This is a genomic window from Nocardia sp. NPDC004168 (assembly GCF_040610355.1).
Classification (GTDB): domain Bacteria; phylum Actinomycetota; class Actinomycetes; order Mycobacteriales; family Mycobacteriaceae; genus Nocardia; species Nocardia sichangensis.
This window is the reverse complement of sequence record NZ_JBEXME010000056.1, coordinates 1-15,871: the sequence shown is the minus strand read 5'-3', so window position 1 is coordinate 15,871 and position 15,871 is coordinate 1. Positions and strand designations below refer to the sequence as shown.

17 protein-coding genes and 1 pseudogene are annotated in these 15,871 nt (G+C 62.8%); 9 read left to right on the top strand and 9 right to left on the bottom strand.

The features are described from left to right. Window positions 1-87 precede the first annotated feature (87 nt). A pseudogene (locus tag ABZW96_RS36485) lies at window positions 88-438 on the bottom strand (transposase); the annotation flags it as partial. Between the two features lie 434 nt (window positions 439-872). Between ABZW96_RS36485 and ABZW96_RS36480 the strand changes: the two are divergent. Continuing rightward, on the top strand, window positions 873-1,601 hold the full coding sequence (locus ABZW96_RS36480) for a toxin glutamine deamidase domain-containing protein (RefSeq protein ID WP_355081316.1): 729 nt from the start codon (window positions 873-875) through the stop codon (window positions 1,599-1,601). A gap of 12 nt (window positions 1,602-1,613) precedes the next feature. Continuing rightward, on the top strand, window positions 1,614-1,904 hold the full coding sequence (locus ABZW96_RS36475) for a YrhB domain-containing protein (protein WP_355081314.1): 291 nt from the start codon (window positions 1,614-1,616) through the stop codon (window positions 1,902-1,904). Window positions 1,905-1,982: 78 nt separating this feature from the next. Here ABZW96_RS36475 and ABZW96_RS36470 read toward each other — a convergent pair whose 3' ends face one another. Further along, entirely contained in the window at window positions 1,983-2,693 is a 711-nt protein-coding gene (locus ABZW96_RS36470; protein WP_355081313.1) for an esterase family protein, read from the bottom strand. A 531-nt stretch (window positions 2,694-3,224) separates the two neighbouring features. Here ABZW96_RS36470 and ABZW96_RS36465 point away from each other — a divergent pair. After that, on the top strand, window positions 3,225-4,277 hold the full coding sequence (locus ABZW96_RS36465; RefSeq protein ID WP_355081311.1) for an alpha/beta hydrolase: 1,053 nt from the start codon (window positions 3,225-3,227) through the stop codon (window positions 4,275-4,277). A gap of 1,162 nt (window positions 4,278-5,439) precedes the next feature. On the opposite strand, the gene ABZW96_RS36460 is transcribed toward ABZW96_RS36465, so the two are convergent. The 5 genes from ABZW96_RS36460 to ABZW96_RS36440 all read right to left on the bottom strand — a co-directional run bounded on the left by ABZW96_RS36460 (window position 5,440) and on the right by ABZW96_RS36440 (window position 8,302). Beyond that, window positions 5,440-5,811 carry a hypothetical protein gene (locus ABZW96_RS36460; RefSeq protein ID WP_355081309.1) on the bottom strand — a complete coding sequence of 124 codons (372 nt, stop codon included), beginning with the start codon at window positions 5,809-5,811 and terminating at the stop codon, window positions 5,440-5,442. 231 nt (window positions 5,812-6,042) lie between these two features. Then, window positions 6,043-6,255: a hypothetical protein gene (locus tag ABZW96_RS36455; RefSeq protein ID WP_355081307.1), complete on the bottom strand. Its 213-nt coding sequence runs from the start codon at window positions 6,253-6,255 to the stop codon at window positions 6,043-6,045. A gap of 6 nt (window positions 6,256-6,261) precedes the next feature. Then, a complete protein-coding gene (locus ABZW96_RS36450) occupies window positions 6,262-6,429 on the bottom strand; it encodes a hypothetical protein (RefSeq protein ID WP_355081305.1) in 168 nt (55 codons plus the stop codon). A gap of 8 nt (window positions 6,430-6,437) precedes the next feature. Next, the gene (locus tag ABZW96_RS36445; RefSeq protein ID WP_355081303.1) at window positions 6,438-6,590 is read right to left on the bottom strand and encodes a hypothetical protein; all 153 of its coding nucleotides are present in this window, start codon (window positions 6,588-6,590) and stop codon (window positions 6,438-6,440) included. A 701-nt stretch (window positions 6,591-7,291) separates the two neighbouring features. Beyond that, window positions 7,292-8,302, bottom strand: coding sequence for a hypothetical protein (locus ABZW96_RS36440; protein ID WP_355081301.1), 1,011 nt, complete (start codon window positions 8,300-8,302; stop codon window positions 7,292-7,294). A 1,163-nt stretch (window positions 8,303-9,465) separates the two neighbouring features. Between ABZW96_RS36440 and ABZW96_RS36435 the strand changes: the two genes are divergently transcribed. The 5 genes from ABZW96_RS36435 to ABZW96_RS36415 all read left to right on the top strand — a co-directional run bounded on the left by ABZW96_RS36435 (window position 9,466) and on the right by ABZW96_RS36415 (window position 12,206). After that, window positions 9,466-9,810: an IS5 family transposase gene (locus tag ABZW96_RS36435; RefSeq protein WP_355081321.1), complete on the top strand. Its 345-nt coding sequence runs from the start codon at window positions 9,466-9,468 to the stop codon at window positions 9,808-9,810. After that, window positions 9,734-10,261, top strand: coding sequence for an IS5 family transposase (locus ABZW96_RS36430; protein ID WP_355081300.1), 528 nt, complete (start codon window positions 9,734-9,736; stop codon window positions 10,259-10,261). Before ABZW96_RS36435 ends, ABZW96_RS36430 begins: the two co-directional genes overlap by 77 nt. A gap of 59 nt (window positions 10,262-10,320) precedes the next feature. After that, window positions 10,321-10,599: a helix-turn-helix transcriptional regulator gene (locus tag ABZW96_RS36425; protein ID WP_355081319.1), complete on the top strand. Its 279-nt coding sequence runs from the start codon at window positions 10,321-10,323 to the stop codon at window positions 10,597-10,599. Between the two features lie 562 nt (window positions 10,600-11,161). Beyond that, window positions 11,162-11,980 (top strand): group II intron reverse transcriptase/maturase, encoded by an 819-nt coding sequence (locus ABZW96_RS36420; RefSeq protein ID WP_355081318.1) that lies wholly within the window; start codon window positions 11,162-11,164, stop codon window positions 11,978-11,980. Window positions 11,981-11,993: 13 nt separating this feature from the next. Continuing rightward, a complete protein-coding gene (locus ABZW96_RS36415; RefSeq protein ID WP_355081298.1) occupies window positions 11,994-12,206 on the top strand; it encodes a hypothetical protein in 213 nt (70 codons plus the stop codon). Between the two features lie 675 nt (window positions 12,207-12,881). Here ABZW96_RS36415 and ABZW96_RS36410 read toward each other — a convergent pair. Both ABZW96_RS36410 and ABZW96_RS36405 read right to left on the bottom strand, forming a co-directional pair. Then, complete coding sequence (locus ABZW96_RS36410; RefSeq protein WP_355081297.1) at window positions 12,882-13,190, bottom strand: hypothetical protein; 309 nt, start codon at window positions 13,188-13,190, stop codon at window positions 12,882-12,884. Window positions 13,191-13,563: 373 nt separating this feature from the next. After that, on the bottom strand, window positions 13,564-14,127 hold the full coding sequence (locus ABZW96_RS36405; protein ID WP_355081296.1) for a hypothetical protein: 564 nt from the start codon (window positions 14,125-14,127) through the stop codon (window positions 13,564-13,566). A gap of 1,032 nt (window positions 14,128-15,159) precedes the next feature. Here ABZW96_RS36405 and ABZW96_RS36400 point away from each other — a divergent pair. After that, entirely contained in the window at window positions 15,160-15,336 is a 177-nt protein-coding gene (locus ABZW96_RS36400; RefSeq protein WP_355081294.1) for a hypothetical protein, read from the top strand. Window positions 15,337-15,871: the final 535 nt, after the last annotated feature.

Below are 15,871 nucleotides of genomic sequence, written 5' to 3'. Positions count from 1 at the left end.
TTTCGTGGACACACATACCCAAGCATCCCGCCGCCACCCCCCTCACCGCCTCAAAGACCAACTCCGACAGTAATTTACGGACAAGCCCCCGGACGCGCCGGAATACTGACGCTGCACTGCCGAACAGACTCCCTTCTTCAGGAACCCCGTGTCATCGGCGATCAACACCGAATCCCGATCACCGAGCCGCTCGGCCACATAGCCGCCCACATCGTCACGAACCCTGTCGACGCCCCAGTCCGCCCGGTCGCAGCAACCGCTGCATCTCAGCTCCCCTCACCGGCCCACTCGGCCAGCGTCCACCCGTTCTTACGCTCCAACCCCGGACCAGCCCGGTCACATGCTCCCACACCCGCCCCGCGGCTCCGACCGGGTGAACCGGCCCCCGATCCGAGTACACAGCCGAACCAACTCCACTGCAAGAACATCCACGACCACGCCGGAACGATACTCGAACCGAGTGCCGTTGCAGTACTAGGGCGGCTTGAGCCGTTGGGTCGACTTGAACTCCGAAGGGGTACGAGAGACACCCCTGCTCTCCGGCCACTTCAACACTGGCCCGACGATGGAGAACAACCCGAAGTTCGATCTAGGACATGGGCCGTCAACCGGCTTGAATCTCAAGGGGGTGGACCGGGGCGGCTCCCGGTCCACCCGCCAAGTCGGCGCGAACCTCCCCAGGACGGCTGAACGCAGTAGTCAACGCCTATATCGAGCACGGCGAAGCCGCCGCGGCGGCGGAACCATACAACACCATCACCGAGTACCTGCACCTCGACGCCCATATCTCCTACAGCCGGTATCGGATAGTGGGTGGGGAACCCGGAACCGGCATTAGCGGGATGGATTGGAGAGTGTTGAGGCGCGTCGGCATGAGCGATTCGGGGTTGACTCGGCTGATCATCAGTATCTCTCGTACGCTGGCAGAGTCGTTCGAGAGGGCAGCACGTGAGGGCTATAAGAGAGCCACCGATGGCTCTGAGGGGAAGATTACCGAAACGGTTCAGCGGGTGATGGATGCAGATGCTCGAGGCCCGGGTCGATTCAACTTACCGATAGTCGGCACGCGTAACCCTGTCGACCCCGGCGGTGCCGGAATGTTGGACATGGCTCCGGGTGCTGCGGTAGCGGGTAAGCCGATCACGGACGGTACGCGCGAATTTTTGAAGATTTTTCCCGAACTGCGCGGGATCAATCCGGGTTTCAGCACTGGGGAGTGGGGGTTTCGGCACAACTGTGCATCTTGTGCTGTCGCAGTCGACCGGCGGCTGGCCGGTAAGTACGTCACGGCGATCAAGCGGCCGAAGTCGGCCGAGGATGATTGGCGGTGGCCGGATGACCTATTGAAGGCGGTCGGCACTCGTAACCGGTTTCAGCCGGTGGCGGGTTTTGCCGAGATCGAGAAAACAATGTTGTCCGCTGGCCCGGAGGCGCGCGGGATCATCTACGGGATTCGTCGGGATGTGGATGGCAAGCTTGTGGCGACCCATACGTTCAACGTGATCAACCGCAAGCGCCGGGTCTTCTACGTGGACGGCCAGCATGGTGGCTGGGCCAATATCGATGGTTACGCCGAACTGCGCCTGTTACGGACCAACTGAGAGAAGGTGGGCATGGAGGAGCCGACGGCTCGGGAACTCGCGGCGCGATACCTGGCATCGTTCTCAGGCTCTCGGCGAGCATTGACCCTGTATTCGACGGTCGAAGACCACGGCTGGTGCTACACGTTCGGGTGGAATACCCTGCGATACATCGAAACCGGAGACATCGAGGACGCGATGACACCTGGAACCGGCCCCATCGTGGTGGTGAAGTCCACCGGCGACGTGTGGATGCTTTCGAGCGCCCCGTCATTCGATCTCCAGCTCGCTGAGTACGCCAAGGAGCACGCGATCACCACATGAGTCCCCGCAGGTGGGGCGGGTGGCGGTTGGGCTGCTGAGGGAAACCGCTGGAAACATCTTCAGCGAGACAAGCTTGCGTCAGCGGGTGCAGAGCGCTTTGGTGTTGGTGGGCCAGGGGCGGGAGAGTTCATCGGTCCAGTAGGGCCAGGAGTGGGTGCCGGCGGGTCGCAGGTTAAGTGTCGCGGGGACCTGTAGTTGTGTGAGCCGGGTGGCGAAGGCTCGAGCGCATTCGTGGGCTCCGGTTTCGAGGGAGCCTCCGATGGTGATGGCGACGGGAAGCTCGACTTGGCCGGGTACGTCGCGCTCGCCAGGGATACCGCTGCCGCTGGATAGGTAGATTCTGGTGCCGCGCAGGGCTTGCGCGTGTGTGAGGACGTCGTGGGCGCGCCAGTCGAGGTCGGCGAGTGTGCCGAACATGTTGTCCGGGTCGCCGCCGTAGGTCTTCACAATCGCGCGGGCTTGGGCTTGACCGGCGCCGGATGCGACGGTGTAGCAGCCGCTGTGGGCGGCGACAACGGAGTAAAGGCCGGGTGTCAGGACAGGATCGCGGCGCTGCCAGTCGGTGTAGAGGTTGGTCGGACCTCCGGTAGTGAGCACGACGTTGAGGTCTTTGTCGGCGAAGAATTCCACCGCATGTCCGTGCTGCGTCCAACTACTGGCGTTCTCGGGGACGCCGCGCCCGTCGAGCATGTACAGAGTGCGGCGCGCGCGGCCACGGTCGGCGGGCAGCAGTATCTGCACCCACGGCCCTGGGCGGGGGCCTGGGTGTTCCGGGCGGTTGATGCGCATTCTGACCGGCTCGGGTGTCGGAGTGCAGTTGCGAAGCGATAGCTGATCTTTCTCGAGCTGGGATTGATAGGGGATTGAAATTAAAGTGAGTACTCACATCGAAACGCGGGGGCAGGGCAAGGCCGACAAATAAGTCGGCCACGCCGGGGCTGGACTGCGCAAACCCACCAGCCAGAAATCCTACCCAACACACACCGACCGGATAGGTAGCCCGACTTGGGCATATGCCGGTGCGAATGACCGATGTGGGTCCGATACCTATCCGATAAGGATGATTGTCGTGCAGCGAGCAGAACATCGGTGACAACACCGTAACCCCAACCGCCTAACCGCCCCCGACAACGGCGCCGGGTAGGCCGACAAGGGAGCCGGCCGCGCAGGCGGACTCCCAGCACCACCCAGAAAACCATTCTGATGGCCGCTAGGTGGCATCGGCTCCGCCTCGGGAACCGACCCTCACTCTCGGAGTCTGTTGCCGGTGGCGAACAAGCGGAAAGTGCAACACGTCCCGCCAACGAACTGGAGCTGTCCATGTCGATCTGCACAACCACTCCTACCGTAGCGGAACGGCGTGTCACGGTCTCGACCAGAGACGGTGTCGCTCTCGCGGTTCGCGAGTGCGGTCCGCGCGACGCCGACCTCACGGTCGTTCTCCTACACGGCCATTGCCTGCACACCGAGTCCTGGACCTACGTCCGCGACGCGCTGCTGCGCCGATACCCGGACGCCCGGGTGGTCCGCTACGACCACCGCGGACACGGTGATTCCGCCGCGGCATGCCGCAAGACCTACAACCTCGAGCAGCTCAGCCGCGACCTGCAAGACGTTCTCGACGCGATCGCCCCCACCGAGCCGGTCGTCCTCGTCGGCCACTCGATGGGCGGCATGACCGTGCTGACCTACGCCGCACGGCTCCCGCACGAGATCGGCAATCGTATCGTGGGCGTCGCACTCCTGGCGACCGCCGCAAGCGGGCTCGCCGACGCGGGCATCGGCCGGCTCCTGCGTAACCCAGCCGTTTCCGCGTTCCAGGCGGCCGTCCGCCGCGCTCCGGGCTTGATGCACCAGGCGAAACTCTTGGCGTGCAAACTCTTCGCCCCCGTCATCCGTACCGCCGAGTACGGCGATCGCAAGACCAGCCCGCGGGTACTGGCGCTTGCCAACGCGATGCGCAACGAGACGCCGATCGTCACAATGGCGAGTTTCCTGAGCGAATTCATGGTCTACGACCGGACCGACGCGCTCGCAATTCTCTCGCGAATCCCCACGCTCGTGCTGTGCGGCACCGGCGACCTGATGACGCCGCCCTCGCATTCGGTCGCGATGGCCGCGGCCGTCGAGTACTCCGACCTCGTGATGGTCGAGGGCGCCGGGCACTCGGTGATTCTCGAACAGCCCGACCATGTGGCCGACGCCATCGACCGCCTAATGACGCAAGCGGGCAATCCAGGCCACGTCGCGGCCGCTCACCTCGCCCTCCTCCGTCGCCTAGAGTCCGTCTCCAATGACCTGAGCCATTCCACGATCAGGGCCAGCCATCACCTGCCCAGCCGGGCGGGGTCACGACGGATGGCCTCGGCATAGGCGGCCGGACCAAGGTCCGCGGCGGGCAGGTCTGACAATGGCCGGGCCCGATCCTAGAAACGGCTCCCTCCACGTCGGTTGATGAGGGGCCGGGTCGCTGTCCTATCTATGGGTGCTACTCGGGTGCTTACTGCTGGTGAGTGCGTCCAGCCATGACGCTGGCCTAGTAGAAGTGCGCAGTGAGCTGGTGAGACCGCCTTTCAACGACGAGGGTCGGGAGTTGCGGCCGCTCATTCAAGAGACTCGCTACGTTGCGCTCGTCGACGAGCACCACCTCGCCAGCTGTGACTGGGTGGCGTTCGGCGAGCTCGCTGGTGAGCCATGGACAACTGGCTGACATACTGCTCCGCGTCGGCGGCGGATGCCGATCTTGGGTGTCGCAGAACCTTGGTATCGAGACGAACCCGGAGGCTGTCGGTGCCGGGCGGCGCAAATGCTCAAAGGCAATCGAGGGACGGCGGGGATGACGATAGCGGACGAGGATGCAGCGCGGGATGAGAAGAACCCTTGCGGTGAGGAGAGGTTCGCGGGCTATTTGTGGCCGCGGCCGGCGCATCAGTTTCTGCCGAAGCTGAATCCGCGCCGCGCTTAGCGGCAGTGGCGGGTGCGGCGAGTGGTGCGTTACGAGCCCTACGGACCCCTGATTACAGAGGGCTCCGCGACCAACTCCCGCTCGATCACGCTCTGACACTCTGGTCAGCAGGTGTGGCGGGTCGGGAAAGTCTGCCACCTGATCAGCCATCAGTGCCGCATCGGCCACATCGGCAATCTCGATGTTACAAAAGAGCCTATGGGGCAATGGCATCACCACGGGGGTATTAGCTCACCTCCGCCGCCAGCTGCCACGCGACACATGGCAGACCAGCCGCCATTACCTCGCGGCGAAGTCGTCCTGGCTGCTGATCGCCGAGCGTACCGGTGAGGGCTACACCAACGCACACGCCAGTGCAGCTGCAGCCACATGGCCCGGTTCCGGTCCAGTGGACCGACATCTCCGCGCCTAAGCTCAGCCGGGGCCAACCTGCTGTGCTCCGGCTGTCACGGCCTGAACTCGAAGTTCCCGATTTTGACCACGAAACCGAGAGCAGCGAGAGCAAAGCTGCCTCACCGCGGATGATCGCGGGATCCGGCCGGGCCTTCTGCCCGGCCTGGTCGCGTGTCCTCAGGCGGCAGGTGTCCGACCGGTGTCCATGAAGCGTGTGATCGCAGAGTCGAGCAGGGCGCCGAACTCCTCTGGGCTGGTGATCTGCGGGCATTCCGTGGCGACTTCGCCGTTGGCCAGGGCATCGAGATCTGCCCACCCACCGCGGAAGAGGACGATTTCCAGAACGTTCCATTCGTCAGTACCCTGGATGCGCACTCCGACCGAGTCCGGATGGGTGATGAGAGCCCGTTCGATCTCCAGCGGCTGAGGCCAGGGCGCGGTCGCGTCTCGCCAAGTGAGCGGACCGGGTAGGAGCCCGGACGCAGTCCAGGCAGGGAGACGCGAAGTGATCTCGGCAGCGGCCTGGTCCAGATCGACTACGTGGTCCATGGAGATATCTTCGCTTGGCTGCCCACCAGCCGCCAACACCACCTGTGTCGGCAGAGACTTTCGAATGCTCGCTCATGCCGAATATCGAGGTACCCGTCTTCCAGTGTCACTATCGTGGCCGGATGGCGCGCGATTCGACACAGGGTTTCTATGACGGCCTTGCCGCCACCCTATGACCGCATCGCGGTCTGTCCTGGGCTGCCCTCGGCGGGCGGGGTCGACGAGAGTGCCCTAGTGGTGCGCCAATTCGGCACAGGAGCGGTTGATCTTCGGGTCATACTGGTCCGGCCGCACGACCCCGGTCCGCAGATTGTCCTGCACCAGACGCTTCGGGACGCCACCGAAGAACGCGAACGCTTCCACATGCGCCTCGATCCACGCCCGTTGATCCATGGTCAGCACCGGGCGCACGAACATGAACCGCGAGGTCGCCAGCACCATCACGAACGCTCAGATCCGGCGGCGTTTCTCGCCCGCCGGATCGGTCCACGAACCCAGGTACCCGTAATCGATCTGGGCTTCCTCACCCGCGGGCGGGTCCTGCCGCAGCACCGTCACCTGGGCCCGCAAATACTCCTCGGGCAGATTGTCGTCCATATAGCGTCTGAGCGAGGACACCGACGCGATCAGCCCGTGTTCTCACGCAATCGCTGCCAGATCGTCTGCCGGGTCACCCCGGCCTTGGTCATCGCGACGATGAAGTCGCGATGCTGCTCGATCTCCGGCCAGGTGATCTGACGCACCTTCGTGTCCGCGATCTGCGGAAACCACTTCCGCATTAACTCGTTCCACTCCGCCGGCGACCGCTGCGGCCCACCCGGAGCGAGCCCGGCCGCGAGGGCCCGGGTCCACATATTTCTTCACTGTTTTGCGGTCCAGCCCAGAGCTTTCCGCGATCCGGCTCTCCGAACGACCCGCATGCCAGTGAACCAAGATCTCGACGATGTCGACCACGTCGAACGTTCTCCTCGCCAATACAGGCTCCCATCACCTTCATCGGATGGGAGCAGCCAACTCCTGCGAGGACCAACCAGTCGCGTTCGCCTTCCCGCTGGGGAATTACGTGAACGCGACGCTGTCCGATTACGTGAACGGAAACCGGCTTACCTGGGATTTTTGAACGCCGACAAGCAACCGAAACAGCTTATGTAGGCGCAAAATCGGCCGCATCCCTTGTGTGCAGTATCGGAGCATCCTTGCCGAAAGCGCTTGCATCTGCTGCTGAGCCGAAGCAACCCGTGTCGACCACCTATCGCAGATACGGCCCGGCTCAGGTGATCTCGCGCCATATCGCGACCAGAAGCTGGCTTCAACCATATCTGAAGTCACTGCCGCACGGATCTCATGTTCTCCTCGCCCATCAAATCCCGCGGTGTCGCAGGGCTACCTTCTTCGCCTCAACCCGTTCGCAACCGACGGTGCGTCAATCTTCCGGATCTCCGAGGCGATGAGCAATACGGTCAGTCGATGGGACCAAACATTATCGCACTACCGCCAACCACGACCGATTGAGCACGATCCAGCCATCTCCGCTCCCGAAGCCGTGTCCACTCCCGAAAGTTTGGTGTTCGAGATTATCGACCGGCCCATCAAGCTGGTAGGCATCGATATCTCCTCGCAGGGTCGCATACACAGAGACATCGGTGAGCACGTTATCTCGGCTCTCTATCCGCTGTTTGAGATCGCTTATATCTTTACTCAAGTCTTTCATGTCACCACCATTGTTGAGGCGTTCATTGATATGGCGATAGTCGAGCTTGTCCTGCTGAGCAAGTTTTTCTCTCAGCAGTTCCATTTCGGTCTGTAGATTTTGAAATGTTGAATGTCTCGCGCCGGGTAGCAAGACCATGTGTGCCAGTACGTCAGATTTTCCGGCCCAGCTGCGCGCACGCTCCTTGTTTGTTGTGGCGTGCATCCCCCAAGCCACGAGCCCGGTCCCACCCCTAGGGCCTTGCAAGTAGTCGGATCCCAGATTCAGGCCATGCAATTCCAGGCCACCCGCCTCGACGACTCTTCGTATGGAATTTGAACTCACCAGAGCGGGGGAACGATCAAAATTCTGAATGCTCATGGTGTGGCGGAGCACTCGTTGTATGTAACTTCTTGATCGGCAACCGCTGCTATCGTCTCCCTTTCCAATTTTGTCAAGCTTTCGAAAAAGCTCGTCAAGTTCCCGGAATTTGACAGGGTCGAGAATTTTTTCACCCGCATTGAGTATATCCCCGCCCACAATACCGGGGTCGATACGTTCCAGATCAATTACATCGTGAGTATAATTGTACTTATTCGCCTTCAGTGAAGAATTGATTATCGACTCCGCACCGGAGTGATCTGTTTCCATCAGCCCACCAGATGCCCGCCGCGCAAATGAGGCGGCGGACCTCGGCGGCTCAGAGAAGAGCACACGGCCCGCCAGCGGAATCTGATCGAGCAGATTTCTTCTTACGTCAAGCATAAGTTTTACCAAAGAAAATTTTTCTCCGCCGAACATGTTTACTCGCCTCTCAAGCCAAAGGGTGCATGGTGGAACTGTTCTTTCTGCCTATTTCTGAGCGCGATGATGCTTGGGCGCTTCACCCTACCTGTGATGGCCAGCCCACGACGACGCCGCGGATCCACGAACGCCTAGATCCGCTTGCGTCAACCTGAAGAACTTGATCGGCTCGTGTCTGGTGATCTCCGGAAACGCCCGCAGCTGCTCCAACTGTTCTTCCTGTTCTTCGGAGAACATCCATATCCTCACGGCTGCGCGCTTCCGGCTGGTGAAACCGAAGGCCTGCTCACCCTCACCAAGGAGGTTGTGGCAATCACCTCATCATCACCGTCAGCCTCAAAAACACCACAGGCCGCACCACAAACTTCAAGTCAGCCTCGGCCGGTGCTCCATAAGCCCGTCACCCGTAGACCCGGACCCGCTACTGTGTCATCGTGGGCGAAATACTCGCCTACTTCCATCGACGCGTCCTCGAAGTCGACGGACCCACCACCCCTGTCCTGGTCATGGGCGACTTCAACGACGAACCATTCAACACCCCACTCGACAACCCACGCCCCCTGTGGTCGTGGATATCCCACCGGCCTAGAAACCGAAACCACACTGTACTCCCTCCTCGCTCGTTCGTGCTCCGACATGACTAGCACTCTTTAGTACTGCGACAACCGTTTGCCGGAATCGCCGCCGGTCAACGACAGGTCGGCTGCGGGTCTACTCGCCGATGCGGGCGCCATTCCGGTCACTGCAGCTCCGCGCGAATCCGTTCCCACAGCGCCGATCCAGCGCTCGAGAGCGCTCCCGTGCCAGGCGGTGTCGGACGCAGGTTTCCACCGCAGCGCCCCCGGCCGCCGATCATCACCGCGACCTCCCGCACGTACTGACAGATGGCGAGGACGTTCACCGATCGGATCGCCCCCGCCAGAGTGCGTCTGTCCGGGCCAGCGAGGTGTCGCTGCGTTGCCGCAGAACCAGCGGCTTCACACCCTGCGTCGCACCGATTTCTACCCTTTCTCCTCTTGGCTGCCGACACGCGCTTGGCGAGAGTGGACGCGCCTGACACTAGGGTCTGTCCTGTAATTCGTTGTGGTGGTTGGTGTTAGCTGTCAGGTGTGGTTGGTCGTGGTGAATTGACCGATAAGGCATGGGCTCGGATCGAGCCCATGCTGCCGGTCTCGGGACGTGGACGGCGGTGGCGTGATCACCGGCAGGTGATCAACGCGATCCTGTGGAAACTACGCACCGGCGCACCATGGCGTGACCTGCCCGAACGCTACGGGCCCTGGAAAACCGCGCACGAGCGGCTACGGACCTGGACCGCTGATGGGACCTGGCAGAAGATCCTCGACGAAGTGATCGTCAAAGACGACTCGATCGGCGAGGTCGAATGGATCGTCTCGGTCGATTCGAGCGTGGTGCGGGCCCATCAGCATGCTGCCGGCGCCCGGAAAAAGGGGGCACCGTCGGCGTCGCCGGAGAAGCACTCGGGCGGTCCCGAGGTGGGCTGAGCACCAAATCCACCTCGCTGTCGATGGCCGTGGCCTGCCGATGCGGGTGCTGATCACCGGCGGTCAAGCCGGGGACAACCCGCAGATCCTGCCGCTGCTGGACGGGAGCAGCGTGGCCCGTGCCGGGCTCGGCCGGCCACGCATGCGGCTGGATGTGGTGATCGCGGACAAGGGCTACTCCCACCCCTCGACACGGGCCGCGCTGCGGCGACGGCGGGTGCGGTTCGTCAGTCCCGAACGCGATGATCAGATCGCTCGCCGCACCGCGCGGGGCTCGGCCGGTGGCCGGCCACCGACGTTCGACCCCGAGGTCTACAAGCAACGCAACGTGGTCGAACGCTGCTTCAACCGGCTCAAACAGTTCCGTGGCCTGGCCACCCGTTACGCCAAACGCGCCGCCTACTACCAGGCAGAACTCACCATCGCTGCGATCGTGCTCTGGTTGCGATGAATTACAGGACAGGCCCTAGCCAGTTCCATTGATCCGAGCCTGTGTAGGAGGGTTGTGGGATTGCGCGTGGACCGCAACCCGCAACTCCACAGGGCAGGCCACCCGACTCGCCGACGGCTCGGAGGACATTCGGTCGCGAACTCAAACGGTTGCGCGTGCAGCGCAACATGACGCAGAGCGAGCTGGGCAAATTCGTGCACCTGGACAAGTCGGTGATCAGCCGCATGGAGAACGGCCAGCGGTCATCAGCGCGGAATTCGTCGCCACGTGTGAGCAGGTACTCGACGCGGGCGGCAAGCTGTTCGCGCTGGCGCCGGTCCAGGAGCCCGCGGCGGTGATCAGCACCGTACCGCTTCGCGAACCGGGTCTGCCGCCTGTGCCCCGGCTCGTCGGCCGGGACACCGTGCTGTCGGCATTGGTGTCGAGATCGAGGCTCGCGTCGGACGGGGCTCGACCGGGCTCGGCACAGGTGTGCCTGGTCCGGGGCATGGTAGGCGTCGGGAAGACCGCGCTCGTGTTGTGCGCTGCCCACGAGTTGGTCTCCACTTTCACCGATGGCTGCGTCTACCTCGATCTCGATGGCGACACCCCCGGTCTGCAGTCGGTCCGACCGGAGGACCTGGTTGATTGGTTGTTGTCGCATTTACAAAGCGACGGCGAGGTAATGCCCGCGAGTCTGGCGGAGCGGACGGGGCTGTACCGGGGGCGAACCAGGGGAAACGCGTGTTGCTGGTGCTGGATAACGTCCGGGATGCCGATCAGGTGATGTCCATCCCCCTCGAATCCGGGTTGCGCAGTGATCGTCACCACCCGTCACCGACTGAGCTCGCTCGACACCGGTGATCAAGGCAAAACAAGCCCCATACCTTCCGCGCGGCAAAACGCGAGCGCAGGCCCGACCTGCTCAACGAAGACGACCACACCATCGTCAACGTCTACGGGGCGGAATGGCGGGGCATCGTCCAGTACTACCTGCTGGCCGGGAACGTGGCCCGCCTCTACCGGCTGTTGTGGGTAATGGAAACCTCGCTGCTGAAAACTCTGGCCAACAAGCACCGGTACACGGTGTCGAAGATGGCCCGCAAATACGCGGCCACCATCACCACGCCGTATGGACCGCGCAAGTGCTTCGAAGCCCAGATCGCGGCGGCCCTGCCGCACGGCCCTGTCGAACCGCATCTGCGTGCCGATCGGACCCCGGTCCGAACCCGCGAGCGTTATGCCCAGGTCCACCCCCTGCTGGCTCAGGGACACAGCCTGCGCAGCATCGGCCGCGAACTGGGCTTGGCCCGCGGCACGATCCGCCGCTTCGCCCGCGCCGCCTCACCGGAGGAACTGCTGGTCCACAACCGCACCGGCTACACCGACCAGAGTGTCCTCGACGAGTTCATGCCCTACCTGCACCAGCGATGGAACCAGGGCACCACCAACGCCGCCCGATTGTTCGCCGAGATCAAAGCCCGCGGCTACCGCGGACAAGCCAACCTCGTGCGCGCCTACCTGCAGCCGTTCCGCACCACCGCCCACATCCCGGCACCACCACCCCCACCACCATCGGTTCGTCGAGTCACCGCCTGGATCATGACCAAACCCTCCCGGATCGACCCCGCCGACCAGCGTCGGCTCGACGCGATCCTGGCCGCCAGCCCCGAACTCGATGCCCTCGCCGGACACGTCCGCGGGTTCGTCACCCCTCATGCGCGGGCTACGCGGCAATGACCTCGAAGGCTGGATGGCCGCTGTCACCGCCGACGACCAGCCCGCCCTGCACTCCTTCGTCCGCGGCCTGCGCCGCGACCAAGCCGCGGTCACCGCCGGTCTGACCCTGCTCTGGAACAGCGGCGCCGTCGAAGGCTACGTCAACCGCATCAAGATGCTCAAACGGCAAATGGTCGGCCGCGCGAACCCCGACCTAGTCCGCAAACGAATCCTGCTCAGCCACTGACCATCACGCGACCTCACGATCACCAAGTATGGGCCAGAAACAGTATTCAGCCGAACGCGACACGAGCGCCCGACATCACCTGAAGTAGCTGCTGACAGGCACGACTCCCGTTGCCTGTGAAGAGGAGAGGTGGCGCGCGGCAACAAAGGTGCGCTTCAATAGATGTCGGGAGAATCAGCAGACGGGTCACGAAAGAGGTGACTTCATGCTGCAAACTGTCCCCTGCAGTTATGCTGGCGTTCTTGTCCCAGCACTCACATCACCTTGCAAGATCCGCTGCACTGCTACAGCACCCTATGCGGTCCGACGCAACCTGGCGGCTCGGTATGCGTGACAACACCGATCACTCGCGCGAATGGACCGACGAGGAACTCGCCTACCTCGATGAGGTCCAGAAGCGACTCATCGGTCCCCTCTCCAAACGCCAACTCTCGGTACTTCGCTGATGGTGGCAAGGCGGCTATGCCGAAGACCAATGAGCAGATCGCGCCTCAAGTGCTAGATCACACTGAGGCGTACGAGTTTTTCGCACTCCGGCAAATCTGGATAGCTCAAGGCCTTGCCACGGCCGCGACAGCACGAAGACCCCCGCGGAGCCAGTGAGTGGGGCCCTACGCCACCCGAGCCCATCATGGAACCGATTGCGTCCATGGGATCACCCAAAGAAGCTATTGATCAAGAGATCAAGCGGTCGATGCGGATGGAGTCCACACTGGCCTTTACACCGAAACCCTTGTGGTTTCCGCGGGCAGACAAGATCGTAACGCCGACCAAGGCCCGGATGATGTCGCGCTTCGCCTTCAACGGCGTTAGCTCAGGATCATTCCATTTAGCACGAGCGTCAGGCCCAGCGGCTGCAGCGACATGAGGCATCGGCAACGCAGCTTGCGCACGCCCTTCGGCCGCCTCGATTATCGGCAGCTTCTTCGCCTTGTACATCGCGATCTCCGAAGGCGCCAAATCCGCATCGATGGCATCACTCAACCACTTTTGGTACGACTCTCTGAGCGTACGGGCCTCCGCCAGAGCGGCGAGCGCATCCTCATCAGTCCGTGTAAGTGCCTGAAGTAAGGTCGGATCCTCCAAGCGACACAACACCGCTTCTTGCACGACCGCCTCGACGAGCTCAGCATTACGCCGCACACAATGGTTCGGCTTACAGATGTAGCACCGCTTATGACCCTCTCGCGGTCCAACGCCCACGACTCTCCCGCCGCACTTCCAACAGCGCGGGATCCCCGACAACAACCACTTACACTCACTTCCGCGGCGATGAACCTGCCGCGGATCGTGGAGAATCGCCTTCAGTCGCTCGTGGTCTTCGACCGAGATCAGCCCTCCCACGTCCCTTCAACCGTCAGACGGTTCCCGTTTTCATCCACGCGGACGCGCAAACCTGCCAGAGCCTCGCGCAGCAGAAGGCGCTTGACCATGTCACCATCCCACTGCGTGCGCCATCTCTTCGGGCACGGGCAGGTCCGCCTGTCGACCTTCTTGATAACCGATGTCCGTCCTTGACCAAGCACCAAGGGCACGGGAACGATCGGTCGTGGCCCGGCACCGGAACCTCGTTGATAGTGAGCCATCGACCGATGGAATGCTGTGGCTGTGCAGCAAGTGCACGCCGGGCCATCTCACGAACGATGGGCCCGTACTCCGGGCACGGCACCCGATCGACAGCCTTGCCCCGCTTGTAGACGATGCGGAATCCGAAACTTTCGGCACCGTGCGGTTTGCCCTCGACGAAATTCTGGGCCAACGCGCGCATCGCGTCCAACCGATTCCGTTCCGGCGCATCCTCGTCCTCTACCGCATCTTGCGCGACCCTCTTACGATCATCCGGGTCATTCATGTCGTAGAGCACGCCGCCGTAGTACCAGTACACGCCGAATTCCGCACACAATTCCCGCAGTTCGGCCATGTCGCCCACCTTGCGATTGGCTCGCGACGAGGACCAGTTCACCAGAACACCACCCGAGGCCTGCCCGCGCTTCTTCCGATGAGCTACCTCCTCCAACTCACGGCGCAACTCTTCCCGTCCCGGTCGGTCCTTACGAGCGTGGCGCGTCGCACTCACTGTACCCTCGTCGATGACCTTGCGGGCAGTCCACCCGAATCGCGCGCACTCTGCGCGGCCCCACGCGATCCGTTCCTGCGGCGAACGTTCGGTCTTGTGCTACCCACCTTCGACACACGGGCCTGGATGATGGCGTTCAGACCAGGTGAATCTCTTGGGCTAAGTGGCATACTCCCAGGTTAGGCAATCGGTACCCCTTCCCGCGCTACTCCTCCCAACAGTCGAGGGGGGTCCGCGGCACTTCGGCGGTGGTGCAAAATCGCGGCATGCTCCCCTGGCTGCCTAACAGGACAGCCTATGATAAAAGAAGCCGACTTTTTCTCCGGAATCGATATTCAACACCATGAAGTGGCGTAAATCATGTAGGGCACAGTGGATTCCATTCCTACCTGCCCGACTGGTGGAAACGCTGCGACGTCGGCATGGACGCGGTCGGCGTTGATGGATGCAAGTTTCCAGGAGGTACTGAGGTTGCGGCGAGGACACTTGTTTGGTGGCAGACGACCACGCCGGTCTCGCCGAAATGCTCGCCCGTGATCAACTCCAGCACCCGGCCTCAACCGTGGCACCCACTTCTCCCGCACCTGCCAACCGGCAACAGTCAACGTCGCGGAGCCCTCCCTCGGCCCGAGTAGATCCAGCTGTGCGACCAGCCCCAGCAGTTCGAAGCCGACCGGGCATGCGATCGTTGTGGTCGTACTGCGGGGGGCGCCCGGAGCGATGTGGTTCGTCAGTGAAGGAGAGGTAGCCCCACGGTGAGGAGTCGCCCGCAGGTGCTCCGATAGGTTCTGCGCGTTTCGCGGACTGTGAGGATGAACGGGTCATGGCGGTATTGCGGGAGGGTGTCTGTCGCATCGTCAATGTCGGCCCCGCCGCGTGCTGGCGCTCGACAGTGCCGATCAGGTGACCGTGGTGGGCGACCCGGGGGTCGAAGGCGGCTGGCAACACTGGATGTTGTCGAGCGCGCTGGGATTCGGCGAAGAGATCCAGTACATCATCAGCGGACACACCGGCACTCGGTTCGGACTCGGCGACGGCCTGGCCGGCGAGTAAGTCCATGTCGAGGGAAGCCGGACACCGATGGGATGGCGGATCGGTGTCCCACGAAGCCCACCCCGGCCCCATCGCGGCCTGGTCCACCCCGCGAACTTGTCCTGGACACGTCCCGCCACAGAGCGGGTCACTGCAGGCAGCAGATCGGACCGGCACGGTATGCGCCCGACAGCCTCAGCCAGTTGCTGGCAGCTCCAACGCCCATGACCGAGCCCGACCCTGAAGGGCTCCCCGATCGGGCCTGACGCACACGGCGTGAGCTTCACAGCAGGGACAAGCTCGTAGGCTGACGACCAGACCTCGAGCGCTCATACCCTGTGGCGATTGCCGGTGCTCTGCCGCCAATCCGCCTGTGACGGCCATGGCACATGTCGGATGATTATGAGCTGCTCCGGACACGCAGGACGACACCTCACGAGGAACCAGCTATTCGCCATGAGCTAGTGCCGCGTCAGGCAACGTTCGGTAGGTAATCCGGGTATCGGATCTTGGATCCGACGGCGAAGTCGCGGACGGGTCCGGCGTGTTGGTTGCG

Excerpts from the sequence above, each read along its gene's own strand:
- ABZW96_RS36480 (WP_355081316.1), top strand. The coding sequence starts at position 873 with ATGAGCGATTCGGGGTTGACTCGGCTGATCATCAGTATCTCTCGTACG.
- ABZW96_RS36475 (WP_355081314.1), top strand. The coding sequence starts at position 1,614 with ATGGAGGAGCCGACGGCTCGGGAACTCGCGGCGCGATACCTGGCATCG.
- ABZW96_RS36470 (WP_355081313.1), bottom strand. The coding sequence starts at position 2,693 with ATGCGCATCAACCGCCCGGAACACCCAGGCCCCCGCCCAGGGCCGTGG.
- ABZW96_RS36465 (WP_355081311.1), top strand. The coding sequence starts at position 3,225 with ATGTCGATCTGCACAACCACTCCTACCGTAGCGGAACGGCGTGTCACG.
- ABZW96_RS36460 (WP_355081309.1), bottom strand. The coding sequence starts at position 5,811 with ATGGACCACGTAGTCGATCTGGACCAGGCCGCTGCCGAGATCACTTCG.
- ABZW96_RS36445 (WP_355081303.1), bottom strand. The coding sequence starts at position 6,590 with ATGCGGAAGTGGTTTCCGCAGATCGCGGACACGAAGGTGCGTCAGATC.
- ABZW96_RS36440 (WP_355081301.1), bottom strand. The coding sequence starts at position 8,302 with ATGTTCGGCGGAGAAAAATTTTCTTTGGTAAAACTTATGCTTGACGTA.
- ABZW96_RS36435 (WP_355081321.1), top strand. The coding sequence starts at position 9,466 with ATGCTGCCGGTCTCGGGACGTGGACGGCGGTGGCGTGATCACCGGCAG.
- ABZW96_RS36430 (WP_355081300.1), top strand. The coding sequence starts at position 9,734 with ATGCTGCCGGCGCCCGGAAAAAGGGGGCACCGTCGGCGTCGCCGGAGA.
- ABZW96_RS36415 (WP_355081298.1), top strand. The coding sequence starts at position 11,994 with ATGGCCGCTGTCACCGCCGACGACCAGCCCGCCCTGCACTCCTTCGTC.
- ABZW96_RS36405 (WP_355081296.1), bottom strand. The coding sequence starts at position 14,127 with ATGGCCGAACTGCGGGAATTGTGTGCGGAATTCGGCGTGTACTGGTAC.